Origin of the sequence: Chryseobacterium pennipullorum (assembly GCF_003384725.1) — a bacterium.
Lineage (GTDB): Bacteria > Bacteroidota > Bacteroidia > Flavobacteriales > Weeksellaceae > Chryseobacterium > Chryseobacterium pennipullorum.
Genome location: NZ_QNVV01000011.1, coordinates 1 through 14,236, shown reverse-complemented (window position 1 = coordinate 14,236; position 14,236 = coordinate 1). Strand labels below are relative to the sequence as shown.

Genomic DNA, 14,236 nt, shown 5'->3' with positions numbered 1-14,236 from the left:
ACGATTAAGGAGGTTTCAGGCCTGCCGTCAATATGCTGATCTCCGGTCTCTTTTAAAGATATGGTAAGGAAAAAGAGCCGCAATGACAAATGGAATCAGATCCAGAGCATCTGCCACCACAAATTCGTAAGTATAAAGATGGAATATGACGATGAACAGCATAAAAAAAGTCAGCAACTTCCGGTTGAAAGCTCCCAGGAAGCATAGCAGCTGTAGAGAAATCCCTACCACCGTAAGCACCACCCAAAGGTTATCATAGGCATACAAATCTTTTATCCATCCTGGCACTTCCATGTCAGCCATATAATAGTTGTCATAGGTATTCATTTTGGCAGCACCTTTATTGATCCATAATAATTTATCGGTATTTTTTATCAGGTTTTTGGCCGTTCCCAGGAATTTACTCATTCCCGCCATGCTATAGGTCACCAAAAGACCCAGATAAAAATACTGTACCAGCTTGTAGTCTTTTTCTTCCAGATCTTTAGGAAGCAAAAAGATGCTCAGGAAAAATCCCAATATAATAAGATGGTGGGTATGCCGCACTCCAAAATTGGCAGATATGGGAAGATTAATCAATGTGATGAGTAGAAAAATCAGAATATTAAGCACATAAGACGGCTTCAGCAGGGAAGCCATTAAAGCGATTCCACAGGCCACCAGCATCCCGACAAACACTCCGGTATCAGGAAGCTCCGGAAATATTATTTTCTCCAGCCAGAAAACCGGCTCAAAAAGTTCCTTCGGCCTGCTCTTCAATTGCAGAAATCTATAATATTGAGCAATAAGCCAATACAATCCGAAAATTCTTATTGCGTAATAGGCAATTTTATAATTGTAAACAGTAAGCTGAGGATATTTCATTACAGTTTCGTAATCAATTTTTTATGGATATTCATCTTCTTTTCACCGATTTCCGCAGGCTTATACTTCTCTTTATACAGAAGGTATCCGTCAAACTGTGGACTTGTATCTTTAGCAAAAATCAACAGCTTTTTCATATTTCTTTCCCGCTCGTCATTGTTATCAATTTTTCCACCGTATCCATTGATAATTCCTTCTTTTTCATTGGAATCATAGTTCTGAACCGTCGTATTGATAATCCTTACGGTATCTCCGTTTTTGATGCCATATAATCTGTATCTCTCCCAATAGGCTTCTCCTCCACTGGGTACTGTGAACAGCTTCCAACTGGCAAACGGATACATCTCTTTATACCCCTTTTCCTGAATAACAAGACTTATCAGAGACATACAAAAAGAAAAAAAGAATAAGTGTTTAGTGTATTTTTTCATTCGTTACAGTGTATTGTGCTCCTTTTGATACTGTGCCAGGATTTCCTTTCCGCTTCTGATAGAATTTACTGCCCAGCGGATCTTCATTTCGATGAGCTTTTGTTCATCCAGCTTATAGTCAATACCGGATTTTAAAAGTTTCTGCTTCAGCTCATACATACAGATTCCCGCTGCCACGGAAACATTATAACTTTTGGTAAATCCATACATTGGGATAGCGAGTGTCTCATCTGCAAAGTCGATAACTTCTTCAGAGACTCCTGCCAACTCCGTCCCGAAAACAAGAGCAATAGGCTCTGTAATCTGGTAGTCAGGCAGCATTACTGCATTTTTTTCCAGGGATACGGCAAGAATCTTATAGCCTCTGTCTTTGATATTCTGCAGGGAAGCTATATTCTTAGGCATTTTTTCAACATCTACCCAGGTTTCTGCACCTTTGGTAACGGTAAGATTAGGATTAAAAACATTCTCTTCCTCCATCGCTATTACTTTGTGGAAAGCGCAGGCTTCCACTGATCTTATGATAGCAGCGGCATTTCTGAACTGATAGACATCATCCATCACCGGAAGAACAAAATCAGAGCTCTCCTGAGAAAAATGTTCAATCTTTGCCAGCCGTTCCTCGGTTAAAAACTTTTTTAAATACTCAAAAGTCTGGGCTAAATCTTTCATCTTCATTTAGTTGTTTTTTCAATAACCATATGGAGCAGCTGCCATGATTGTCTTATTCATATAAAATTTCATCATAAGCGCTCCATTCATTTTCAAATCTTTGCAAATTAACGTAATTTTGAGCTATGAACCTTAGCAGGTTTTAAATTCTTAATAAAAATAATACATGAAGCGAAAAGTCCTGCTCATCTACACCGGTGGAACCATCGGAATGGAGAAAGATTATGAAACCGGAAGTCTCCGCGCGTTTGATTTCGGTAATATATTTGAGAAGATGCCAGAAATGAAACTGATGGAATGCGAAGTTTTCGTACATCCTTTCGCAAAGCCGCTGGACTCTTCTGATATGGGGCCGGAAGAATGGAGAGTGATCGCCAACTATATTCACAAAAACTATAATGACTATGACGGTTTTCTGATCCTTCACGGAACTGATACAATGTCTTATACCGCTTCAGCCCTAAGCTTTATGTTGAAAGGTTTAAAGAAACCCGTGATTATGACGGGCTCGCAGCTCCCGATAGGAGATCTGAGAACCGATGCGAAGGAAAACCTGCTCACCAGCCTTTACTACGCAAGCCTGTATGAAAATGACGAGGCAGTCATTCAGGAAGTAGCCATATATTTTGAATACAAGCTGCTGCGGGGGAACAGAACTCTAAAATATTCTGCAGAGTATTTTGATGCCTACGCCAGTCCGAATTATCCCATATTAGGGCAATCCGGAGTCCACCTCAATATTCTTAAAGATAATTTGTTCCGTAGTAATGAGGAAGTTGAATTTCATGTTGATGAACACATTTCTGAAGATGTTTTATTCTGGAGAATATTTCCGGGGATGCATCTGAGCCATTTCAGGGAAATACCTAAAATGAAGGTCCTCATTCTACAGGTTTTTGGTTCAGGAACCATTTTCAGCAGTGAAAAAACCCAGGAAACACTGCAGGGTATCCGAAATAACGGGACGGAAATTGTAGTGGTAAGTCAGTGTATTTCAGGAGGTATATCCTTTGGGAAATATGAAAACAGTAATATCTTCTCAAGGATAGGGGCAATCAGCGGAAGGGATATGACTGCTGAAACTGCGATTACCAAAGCTATGCACCTGATAGATAATCCAAGCTACTCCGGTAGTTTTGCCGATAACTTCACAAAGAGCCTTTGTGGAGAAATAACAGATTAAATTTCGCAATAATAGTTTGTATATTCAAGAAAATATTCTATTTTTGCAATCTCAAAAAGAAAGGTGTCCGAGTGGTTGAAGGAGCTACCCTGGAAAGGTAGTATACGGGTAACTGTATCGAGGGTTCGAATCCCTTCCTTTCTGCAAAAATAAAGCGTTGAATATCAACGCTTTATTTTTTTTATCAACTCAAATGAGTTCTATTTTCATTCAGGTGTAAAATCTGTGGAGAAGTTAATTTTTCTATTTATATTTTTATATACTTACAATTTTTTCATCTGTTCTTTAATTCAGTGGTCTGATTATGCCAAGACACTGGTAATTTTTAAACAGTTTCAAAGTCATTTTCAAGATTCTGCCCGTTCAAGCATTGTATAAATGTTCCATTAGCTTTTAGTCAAAAATTAGTTTAAAGCTAGGAGTCATTCGCTAAAAACTGATATTAGTTCACAAAAGTTTTAAACGTTCATGGATTTGTTTGCATGCTATTCTACTTTTCCACAACTTATCAATAAGTTTTCCACAAGTTTTCCACAAAAAAAACTATTTTACCCGATTTACTTCTTCTCTATCTCCTTTTTTAGGTACATTAGCATCTGAAAACATGGTTACAATCAACCATTATATCGACGATGAAAAATCAGGTTAAGGCTTTACGGGAAGCAAAAAATATGACCCAGAGTGAACTTGCTAAACAATCGGGTCTTTCCCTTCGAACGGTTCAGAGGGTGGAAGCCGGAGGTATACTCAAAGGATTCTCACTGAAAGCTCTTGCTCAGGCATTGGCTGTAAATCCTGAACATCTTATTAGCCACACTATAGAGCAGGAAAACATTCAAAGGGCTAAAATAATCAACCTTTCCGCTTTATCCGGTATCATCATTCCTTTTGGTGGTGTTATCATCCCTCTTATTCTAACTTATCAGACACAGGATCCTAAAAATAAAGAATTAGGGAAAAGTATAGTAGGTATTCAGATTATACTGGCCGCAATTTTTTCAGCCTCGTTGATCATCAGTCCGTTTGTACAGAAGTATTTCTCGTTAAATTTTCCACTTTTCATTGTTGCTATCATCATGTTTCTTTCATTAAAAATATTGGTGATCATCAGCAATGGGATGAGTTTAAACAAAAAACACGATATACATATTAAACTGAAAACCAATTTTTTATAACACAAGTCATAGAACTGTCATAAAATTGTCGTCCTGTTTTTGTGCAAAAACACATTTGGATTTCCGAATCTTGTACAAAAAGCAATATGAAAACATTCAAAAAAATCGTTGTGTCTATTTTAATGATCATCGCCTTATCATTAATGAGTGCGTATTTCTATTTTGATCAAAAATTCACCCCGGAAAAAAACTATCTGAAAATAGAAAATGAGAGTGGAAATATCCCGATAACATGGACAGGGAATAATAAGTCGGGCTTACTTTTGCCTATCCATTTTCCTAAAGATTCTACCACTTATTATATGCAATTTGATACCGGGGCAGCCTATACAGAGTTCTACAGCCAGGCAATACAGAATGTAAAGGGAATTAGAATTCGCAATAATTTAGGGGCCTGTATATTCTATTTAGGACAATCAAAAATCACTTCTGATCAGATTAAGATTTCAGACACTGGAAAAAAAACGGAGCCTAATGGTTCTCTTAAAATCATAGGGACACTGGGTGCAGATATTCTTGAAGACAGGAAAACACTAATTAATTTTAAAAAAAATTATATTGCTTTCAACATAGACCAGGAGCCTGTTGAATTTAAAAATAACCTCATTGATTTTCAGTTCACAAAGAGAAAGATTGTTATCAGGGGAATTTTAAAAGATAAAGAGGAAAAATTCTTATTTGACTCGGGAACCAGCGCCTACGAGTTGTTGACCCATAAAGAAAACTGGCAGGATCTAAAATCACCTCATTCAAAAGTCATTATAGAGAAAGCCCAATCAAGGCCCACTATATTAACTACTTATACCGCAGCAAGCCGCAACAATATCCATTTTAAAAACAAAAGCATTCCTTTAAATGAAGTAACGTACGTAGAAGGGTTTTCGAAGACCCAATATTTGCTGATGAAGTTTTCCGGAATGACGGGAATGCTGGGAAATAAAATCTTTCTGAAAAACTGCTTGTATATTGATTGTTCCAGAGAAAAGATTTCTATTGAATAAAGTTCCTCCGATTCCTAAATTCTTCCTAAATCATCTTCTAGTTTTGTCACAGTATTAAAGGGCAATGAACCAGTAAGAGAGCAGCCTATTCTATTTTATAGTAAGAATGTTTTTCTTAGGTCATTAATTCTATGCTCTCTGAAGTTAAAAATTAACAGTGAAGAAGTTATCCATGATGTTTTGTATAAAGAAAGTTTTAGCAACCTTATTTTTAATCGGTTTTACAGGAAATATTCTACGTGCACAGATCAGTCCACCGGGATTGGGCGACACCAAAACTGCGTTATGGACTGCATTTGGGATCAAGCGACAACTGGATTCTTTAGGAAAAAAGCAAGCACTCAGCTATATAGCAATCGGGCGAAAAAGCAATCCAGATGATTATAATGCTCTTTCAAAACAGGCCATTTTTGTGTTAAACCACGAGGTTTATCATTCTTTTGCACCTCATCAGCAGTACAGCTATGCGGTCAGCTACCGCCGCCAGCCTCAATACGAAGGCTCAACACCTTATGAGAAAGAGAACACAGAACAGGAATTCAGAATTTATGGAAGGTACGCCTATACTTTTGATTTAGGAAAGAAATGGAAATTGAAAAATACAGTCCGGCAGGAGTTCAGAAAGTTCTTTGCTGCAGATTTTAGTAAAGTGGAAGAAGATTTCCAGTTGAGAACCCGCATTAAAAGCCAGCTGACTTATACTGTATCTCCAAAAAACAACCAGAAGCTGGCGGTAAGTGCTGAAGCATTATTTTCGTTAAGTCATCTCAATGGACCGGATACACAATGGGAATCGTTCGGTTACCGTGAAATGCGTATCACAGCTTACTATATGTTCGATATTCCTCATTCTCCGTTTACGGTAGATATAGGCTATATGAATAACCTCATCAAAGACAGCAGAAGTATTCACCGTGGGGGTGTTCATTACGTGGCTGTTGATCTGATCTGGAATATACCTTTTTCAAGATAAAAAATCCCGGTCATTACTAACCGGGATTGCTGAAAAACATAAGTTTCTCTAAAATATAATTAAGTATGAATGTTTGGTGTATTGTTTAGTTACATAATGTCAGAAACTGACGGCTCATCTGTACCTTAAATTTGGCTTCGGCCCGTGATTGCGCATATATAGTGTGTTCGAAAGCCTGCACAGTTTTTAATCTCTGATCTATATATTCAGCTATTTCCACGATCGAAAAAATAAAATCTCGGTAAACAGCCATATTAACGGTTTGTCCATAGTATGGAAGATAAGCCTTTAAAAATGGAACGGTCATCTGATGCTGGTTATAATTGACGCAGTACCCTGCCCCTTCTCTTGTCGTGATGATTTCACGATCGTTGATATAATCCTGGATATTTCGGTTACCATCCAGGGCATTTTTATGTTTTGAACAATGCTTGTTGACCTTATCCAGAATATACTGTGCATATTCCATCATGGAAACGGTTTTCCATTCAAATACAGGATTCATATTCTTATGAAGTAGAGATCCGCTTTCACATTGAGAACAAAAAGAAATTCCGATTTTTTCATGATAGGGAAAAAAGCAGTCTTTAATTTCAATGGAAGCATCTGCCTGTACCCTATCCTCTGTGAAATTATAGTAAAGATAAGGACTGTACAATTCTGCAAGAGCCTTCAGATAGTCTGTTTCACTGGTATTATGATATTCTTCGAACCATTTCTCCAGATTATCATAATAATGATTTTCAAAGTCGGTAAAGTTTAAGTAAAATGGCAATTCCATAGCTCTGTAATTTTGATGAAACAAAGCTATTACCATAATGCGACAAAACTTGACGCAATATATTTTATTCTGAATAAAAATCCATTTTGCCAAAAGCAGTCAAAATAAAAAACCAGATCAGTGATCTGGTTTATACGTGAAAAAATATTTTTATATACTATATATTACATTATGGAAGGCAGATTAGCACATCTGAAGGTGTTTCATAATAATTAGTATCCGTATAATGAATATTAGCCGTATTTCCAGTGATTAAAATAGCAGGCTTATCCCCGTTCGGAATAAAATCTTCCCCGTTCAAAAAACCGTTTCCTACAAAGTTCAGGTAACTTTTTCCAGCAGTATTTGAAAGAACAAAAATTGACGTATAAATATTGTTGCTCAATCTATTAAATGTATTTCCAATGAAGTTTGCTGTTCCACCGTTATTTAATGTGTAGTAAACATCTACACCATTAGAAGTTCCTTCAAAATAGCTATTGATTAAGTTTAAGCCTACCTTTCCATTATCTCCTACAAATGAAGCCTCGATAGCATTCCCGTAATTCCCTTCAAACCCGCATCCATCAAACTTAACGTTATGTACGTTATATAATTCTACTCCTTTAACAGCATTTGAGTTAAAATGGCAATTATTAAATGTTAACAAATTTGGAGGAGTAATATTTACTTTCTCGCTATAGAAACCTTTATCACCCCAGTGCATCTTTATATTTTCAAAAAGAGAAGAACAGGTGTCCATTACTTGCATTCCGATATTGAATTTAAATGCCTCAACATCTTTTATTGTAACCTCCATAATATTCTTTACATATACACCAACACCACCGGAAGCATTTTTTGTGTCGGGTCTTGTAATTGTAAATCCAGAAATAGTTAAATAAACGGAACCTTTATTACTATTTGAAATAAAATGCAACCCTCCTTCGACTCCGACTGAACGCAGAAATGTTAAATTAACCCCTGAACCTATCAATTGAAATCGATTAACATTTGTAACAGTGTTGGTGGTTATAGTACATACTATATTTTTTGTTATAACAATTTCCCCAATAGGTAACTTCAGTTTCCATCCATTCTTGCCACAAAAGTCAAAAGCCTTCTGTAATGCATCAGAATCATCTGTAATCCCGTCAGCCCTAACCCCAAAAGTGCCTGCATTCAATTCAGAACCTGATAAGATCAGAGTATTAACATAATAATCAGTTCCCTTCTTTCTATAAACGATCCCGTCAATTAAAGTCGCTTCGTTAGAAGTATTAATGGATGTACCATTCATCCAAACAGTTACTTTTTTATAATTGACATTCTCCTTTGTTTGATTATCAACTAACTGTACCAAATCATCATTTGGATAAGGACTGTTTTGCGCAAAAAAATCTTCTGTATAAATCATAATATTGTAATTTGTCTTACAAATGTATCCTCTGAATGCGACAGAACTTGACGTATTTTTATTTATATTAACAATACATAATTATGCATTTATATCTTACGTACGAGCCATTTGAAGTAAGATCATTACTTATCGTAATTCTTCATCAGATATTCGAAATAATGGATCATTTTCAGGTAGTTCTCGATGCTGAGATACTCATTGGTACTGTGAATACTCTGCTGCTCCGAACTGTTGATTTTGATCGGCATGAAGCGATAGACATTTTTGCTAACAATTTCATATTTGCCAGCATCGGTTCCTGCCATGGTAAGATACGGGGTAACAATTGCTCCCGGATGAATTTCTTTTACTCCAGCCTCTATTAATCTGAATGCTTTGGTATTGGTTGGGGAGAGTGCTGAAGCCTCCCGGGTATTATCAATTTCTTCCACTTCCACTTCGAATCCTTCAGTCGCTTTTGCAATATGTTCCCGGACATCTTTTATCGTATTGCCCGGAAGAAGCCTGAAATTGACAACAAATTCGACTTCAGGAGAAAGGACGTTGGTCCCGTCGCTGCCCTTCATCATGGTTAAGGCTGTGGTAGTCCGCACCAAAGCATTAGTTATATTATTTTTGGTAAGCTGGGAAGTAAGAACAGGTTTTAACAGCCATTGATTAGCAAGCGCCAGTCGTGTTGTGAAAGGCATTTCACCACCTATATTGGTAAAGAATTCTTTGATCAAAGGGGTAATAACAGGCTTCATCTGATCATCTTCCAGGCGTTGCATGATGACTGCCGCTTTTCCGATAGCACTTTCCATAGGTGGCATAGAAGAATGCCCACCCAAACCTTTAACTTTAATTTTCGCAGAGAGAAACCCTTTTTCCGCACAGCCTATCACTGCGACATCGGAGTCTATGCCTGCAACATTTCCTTTTCGCATAATCAGCCCCCCTTCATCATAAACAGCGTCGAATCTGAGACCTTTTTTCTTAAAGTAATCCGCAATTTGAATAGCTCCTTTTTGTCCGCCGACTTCCTCATCAAAACCAAAAGCCAAATAAATATCACGCTTCGGAGTCTCTTTATTTTTAATCATATTGTTCAGAGATTCCATTAAAGAGAAAAGCATCCCTTTCATATCAATTGCTCCCCTTCCATAGATTCTTCCATTGGCAACAGCTCCTGAAAACGGGGCATATTCCCAGTCTTCCGCCACTTTTGAAATGGGATCAAGAGGCTTATCATCCGGCCTGAATATATTTTCCTGGCTGTTTTTAACGTCGGCGTCTCCCGGTGGAACCACATCCATATGGGAAAGAAACAATATAGGTTCAAGAGCAAGGTCATTTCCCTTTAGTCTGAATACTAACCCATACTGGTTCACTTCTACGTTTTCTGTATGTTGATACACCAGCGGATATGAGGCTTTCAGATATTCCTTGAAACGGTCAAAAGGTTCATAATTGAATTCTCCCAAACTGCCTGTGGATACGGTTGGAATTTTTATTCCCCCTGAAAGCCGCATAACTGCAGAGTCATTTTTTACCGGTTTCCATCCCTCCCCTGCAGTGTGTTTATTTTTTTTGAAGGGATAGGTGTAGGTTTTAATCAGCAGTACAGCAACTAGAACAACAAGTAGGGCCAGAATGGCCAGAAGAACTCTTTTCATGAGATAAGTTTTTTGCGAGATGGTTTGGTCCCATAAATATACTAAAGTATTTCTTCTCTAACAATGGTAAAACATGGCTTTGTTATAAGAGATTCCTTCTATAAAAATGAGGAAACCTTTCTTGGTTAAGAAAGGTCGAGTTTTTATCTATTATAGAAATTAGTTCAGTATTTCATTCATCTGGGTTAAAATAACGGGTTTCCCATCAGTTATGATAATGGTATGCTCATGCTGTGCCATATACCCTCCTTTATTTCCGACCATCGTCCATCCGTCGTTAAGCTCTACCGCAAGGTTGGAGGTTGTGGAGATAAACGTTTCAATCGCCACCACGGAATTTTTTTTGAATCTTCTGGTATCAAAGCGGTTTCTGTAATTGAGCAATTCATCCGGTTCCTCATGTAAGCTTCTGCCAACTCCGTGTCCACCCAGATTCTTAATAACTTTAAGCCCTTTTTTCTTAGCTTCTGTCTCCATTAAATATCCGATGTCAGCAATTTTAACACCTCCCCGTATGGAATTAATGGCTTTATCCAAAATATCTTTGGAAGCATCCACCAGCTTCTTGTGCCCGTGAATATCTTTTCCGATCACAAAAGAGCCACCGTTGTCCGCCCAATACCCGTCAAGTTCTGCAGATACATCAATATTGATCAGATCACCTTCTTTTAGAATGCGATGTTCTGTCGGAATACCATGGCAAAACTCGTTATCAACGCTTATGCATGTCCATCCCGGAAATCCATAGGTAAGAAAGGGAGCAGATTTTGCTCCGTAACCGGCCAGTATTCGGGCTCCAAATTCATCAAGTTCCTTGGTCGTCATGCCAGGTTGGGCGTACTGCGTCATCTCGCGCAAGGTGTAAGCAACCGCTTCACTGATTCTCTGCATTCCTGCCAACTCTGATTCGTTTGTTATGGACATTGTTTTATTTTTGATTGTTGATAGACAAAGTTATAAAATTAATGGCTGGAACGAAATCAAAGTTCTACAGAACTGATTTTTAGGTCGGCGGGCCTACCAGTCTCTTTATATTCTACAAAGGCTTATACTTCTACTTTATAAAAATCAAAATTCAGAGGCTCTCTGTCATTAATCGATAGCTATTCTTTTTTTAAATTTAGCGAGATCATGAATACTTTCCATTACGACGCACTATTCATTATTTTTAACTAATATTTAGCACAAAACAAGAATTAAATCCTATTAAAACTTAAAACAAAAGAAAAATACAAACAAAATCTTTTGTGAAGTATTTACTCATTTTTGTTAAAATTTCACATAAAATATATTAATTAAACTAGTTAAATGTAATAATGTTTTACATCTTGTAATTTCACATGCTTAAAGATTTGATCTTCTGGCACACTGATGACTGCTTTATTTTAAGAAAGGCAGAGAAAAAAAGAATGCTAGATGCAACCCTATTTTTAGCAACAACAGAGAGATTGGATCATTGGCCGGACAGATTGGATATTTCCATCAACAACCTTAAGATTTTTTCCGCTGAAGTATTATCTATTCGGAACACATGAGGTCCTGGGTTGAGAATGGTTTTTATGTAATTATATAAGATGCAAGATGTTTAAAGATATTATTAACAATGTAACAAGATTTGTAGTCCTTACCAAAGATGAGAAAGAAGAGTTTACAAATCTTTTGGAACATAGGTTTATAAAAGCAAAAACAATATTACTCCAAAAGGGAGAGGTATGTCAGTTTGAAGGTTATGTTCAAAAAGGTTGTATAAGAACGTATTATATAGATGAAAAAGGCTTTGAAGTGACTCTGTATTTTGCAATCGAAGATTGGTGGGTAAGTGATATCGCTTCTTTCCACGATCAAAAACCATCCCGTCTTTATATAGAAGCATTAGAAGACTCTGAAATATACCTATTGACCCCTCAAACAAAAGAGATCCTCCTGAAGACGATTCCTAAATTTGAAAAAGTTCTCAGAATTCTGGTACAAAGAAATCTCATAACACTTCAGGACCGTTTGGTGAACACTATCTCAAAACCCGCTACAGAGCGTTATCTGGATTTTATAAAAGCTTATCCATCTGTTCCGTTAAGGGTTCCTCAATATTATATTGCTTCTTATCTGGGCGTTTCAAAGGAATTTGTAAGCACCATTAGAAAGAGACTCTCCAATAAATAGTAGAGATATGGATGTACAAAACCATTTATTAAACTAGTTAAATGCATTTAAAGCCTTAATAGTTTAGTTTTACAGCCAATAAAATGGTTATCAAACAGCAAAAACACATTCCTGTTTATGATATCCTAAAATCGTATTCTCTTTTGAAATGAATACAAGAACAATCAATAGCAAAACATTTGTAATCTATAAACAAAATTATAAAAAATGAGTAGCATTACCCCTATCAGAGACCCAAAGACAGATCATTTGATTACTCCGGAAAACTCAGCTCTTATACTAATTGATTATCAGCCATTACAGGTAAATTCTGTGAGATCTATGGATCATGAAGAGCTTGTTAAAAATATTGTCATCGTATCTAAGCTAGCAAAAGGGTTTGATGTGCCAGTCATCCTCACTACAGTTAATGTAGAAAGTGGCATCAATAAACCAACTATTAAGCACCTGAAGGATGTTTTACCAGAGGTTACTGAAATCGACAGAACTAGCGTCAACTCATGGGAAGACCAGGCGTTTCAAGATGCTGTAAAAGAACTTGGTAAAAAGAAACTTATTATTTGTGCGTTATGGACTGAAGTATGCCTGTGTTTTCCCGCATTGGATCTTATTAAAGAAGGGTATGAAGTGTACACGATTGTAGATGCAGTTGGAGGTACCTCTACCATTGCGCACGAAACGGCATTGAGAAGAATGGAACAGGCCGGAGTGCAACTATCTTCTGTTACTCAGTTTGCCTGTGAATTACAAAGAGACTGGAACAGGCTGCATACTAAACCTGTATTTTTTGAATCGTTAATGGAGAACGGATCATTTTTTGTGGAAACTCTACGCTGGTAATCCACCCTGGTGTTATCATCCTAAATAAATGGTTTGATGATGACGATTTATCATTTGATACATTTCCCTGTTTTGAATCCTATATACATTTCAGGGAAGTTTATTATCTTTCTTATATTTTTTCAGCTATTCGATAGGTCGCAATCCACAGGAAATGATTTCATTGAAAATAATTCCTTCAGTGAAAGCCGGTGGCTTCAGCTCTACTCATTCTAGCTTGGATCCCAATAATCCGTACTTGATATGATAAACAATAGTGACATCAAATTTCATTATCTTGTCATTGGGTAAAGTTCCCTGTTTTTTATTCATAAATTTTTAAAATCAAATTGAGTCGCCAACAAGATACAATACAAGAAAATACTCTAATACTATATTTAATATAAACAATATCGTAAGAAATCTGAATCTTTTAAGGTAAAAAACTGACCAGAAAATTAATAGAACACCGGAAAAATAATTGAAGAAGAAAAAATAAGCACTGAAGACACCTCCTAAACTATACAAAACATTATAACCGATATAATAAAATATAACAAATTGTATGTTTTGAATCATTATTAATGCTTGCAAAAATAAAAAGATCCGACACTATCCCGTAAAGTGTGTAAGTTAAAAAGCTAGGCTTGGATTTTATAATCTGAGCCTTTTTTCAAAAATAAGCATAAATTGGTTGAGTACAATACCCCAATTATGGATAGGCATCGTCCATTTTTTAGTAGCTTCTTTTAGTGCAAGATACATTGATTTCATTACGGCATCATCCGTAGGAAACGACATCTTGTTTTTGGTGTATTTTCTAATTTTCCCATTGAGATTTTCAATTAAATTTGTGGTATAAATGATTTTTCGGATCTCAAGAGGAAATTCAAAAAATACAGTGAGTTCATCCCAATTGTTTCGCCAGGACCCAATTGCGTAAGAATATTTGCTTTCCCATTTCCCTGCAAAATCACCCAGAGCAGCTTCAGCCGCCTGTTTTGTTGGCGCGGTGTAAATATGTTTCATATCGGCAGAGAATTCTTTTCTGTCCTTCCAAACCACATATTTGCATGCATTTCTTATTTGATGGACCACACAAATTTGGGTTTGAGATTCAGGA

General features: G+C 36.8%; 14 protein-coding genes and 1 tRNA gene. 7 read left to right on the top strand and 8 right to left on the bottom strand.

All coding sequences use genetic code 11. The features are described 5' to 3' along the window. Positions 1-27: 27 nt before the first annotated feature. The 3 genes from DRF67_RS12980 to DRF67_RS12970 are packed head-to-tail and all read right to left on the bottom strand — an operon-like array spanning position 28 to position 1,967. A complete protein-coding gene (locus DRF67_RS12980) occupies positions 28-864 on the bottom strand; it encodes a hypothetical protein (protein ID WP_115928719.1) in 837 nt (278 codons plus the stop codon). Continuing rightward, a complete protein-coding gene (locus tag DRF67_RS12975) occupies positions 864-1,295 on the bottom strand; it encodes a hypothetical protein (protein WP_123912744.1) in 432 nt (143 codons plus the stop codon). Before DRF67_RS12975 ends, DRF67_RS12980 begins: the two co-directional genes overlap by 1 nt. A 3-nt stretch (positions 1,296-1,298) precedes the next feature. Further along, on the bottom strand, positions 1,299-1,967 hold the full coding sequence (locus tag DRF67_RS12970) for a TrmH family RNA methyltransferase (RefSeq protein WP_115928717.1): 669 nt from the start codon (positions 1,965-1,967) through the stop codon (positions 1,299-1,301). A 166-nt stretch (positions 1,968-2,133) separates the two neighbouring features. Between DRF67_RS12970 and DRF67_RS12965 the strand changes: the two genes are divergently transcribed. The 5 genes from DRF67_RS12965 (at position 2,134) to DRF67_RS12945 (ending at position 6,299) form a co-directional block, all read left to right on the top strand. Beyond that, positions 2,134-3,150 carry an asparaginase gene (locus DRF67_RS12965; protein WP_115928716.1) on the top strand — a complete coding sequence of 339 codons (1,017 nt, stop codon included), beginning with the start codon at positions 2,134-2,136 and terminating at the stop codon, positions 3,148-3,150. A 57-nt stretch (positions 3,151-3,207) separates the two neighbouring features. Continuing rightward, a tRNA-Ser gene (locus tag DRF67_RS12960) sits at positions 3,208-3,294 on the top strand. Between the two features lie 488 nt (positions 3,295-3,782). Continuing rightward, on the top strand, positions 3,783-4,325 hold the full coding sequence (locus DRF67_RS12955; RefSeq protein WP_115928715.1) for a helix-turn-helix domain-containing protein: 543 nt from the start codon (positions 3,783-3,785) through the stop codon (positions 4,323-4,325). 86 nt (positions 4,326-4,411) lie between these two features. Next, positions 4,412-5,326, top strand: coding sequence for a hypothetical protein (locus DRF67_RS12950; RefSeq protein ID WP_115928714.1), 915 nt, complete (start codon positions 4,412-4,414; stop codon positions 5,324-5,326). A gap of 157 nt (positions 5,327-5,483) precedes the next feature. Next, positions 5,484-6,299: a porin family protein gene (locus DRF67_RS12945; protein ID WP_123912743.1), complete on the top strand. Its 816-nt coding sequence runs from the start codon at positions 5,484-5,486 to the stop codon at positions 6,297-6,299. Between the two features lie 85 nt (positions 6,300-6,384). On the opposite strand, the gene DRF67_RS12940 is transcribed toward DRF67_RS12945, so the two are convergent. The 4 genes from DRF67_RS12940 to map all read right to left on the bottom strand — a co-directional run bounded on the left by DRF67_RS12940 (position 6,385) and on the right by map (position 11,058). Continuing rightward, positions 6,385-7,080 (bottom strand): hypothetical protein, encoded by a 696-nt coding sequence (locus tag DRF67_RS12940; RefSeq protein ID WP_115928829.1) that lies wholly within the window; start codon positions 7,078-7,080, stop codon positions 6,385-6,387. A 169-nt stretch (positions 7,081-7,249) separates the two neighbouring features. Continuing rightward, a complete protein-coding gene (locus DRF67_RS12935) occupies positions 7,250-8,476 on the bottom strand; it encodes a right-handed parallel beta-helix repeat-containing protein (protein ID WP_115928712.1) in 1,227 nt (408 codons plus the stop codon). Positions 8,477-8,601: 125 nt separating this feature from the next. Next, entirely contained in the window at positions 8,602-10,134 is a 1,533-nt protein-coding gene (locus DRF67_RS12930) for a M20/M25/M40 family metallo-hydrolase (protein WP_115928711.1), read from the bottom strand. Positions 10,135-10,293: 159 nt separating this feature from the next. Next, positions 10,294-11,058 (bottom strand): type I methionyl aminopeptidase, encoded by a 765-nt coding sequence (gene map / locus DRF67_RS12925; protein ID WP_115928710.1) that lies wholly within the window; start codon positions 11,056-11,058, stop codon positions 10,294-10,296. Positions 11,059-11,715: 657 nt separating this feature from the next. Between map and DRF67_RS12915 the strand changes: the two genes are divergently transcribed. Further along, on the top strand, positions 11,716-12,294 hold the full coding sequence (locus tag DRF67_RS12915; RefSeq protein WP_115928708.1) for a Crp/Fnr family transcriptional regulator: 579 nt from the start codon (positions 11,716-11,718) through the stop codon (positions 12,292-12,294). 207 nt (positions 12,295-12,501) lie between these two features. Further along, positions 12,502-13,134, top strand: a complete 633-nt coding sequence (locus DRF67_RS12910) for a hydrolase (protein WP_115928707.1) — start codon at positions 12,502-12,504, stop codon at positions 13,132-13,134. 633 nt (positions 13,135-13,767) lie between these two features. Here the strand turns inward: DRF67_RS12910 and DRF67_RS12900 are convergent. After that, the coding region (locus DRF67_RS12900) for an IS256 family transposase (protein WP_133297681.1) at positions 13,768-14,236 on the bottom strand (469 nt) is incomplete at its 5' end.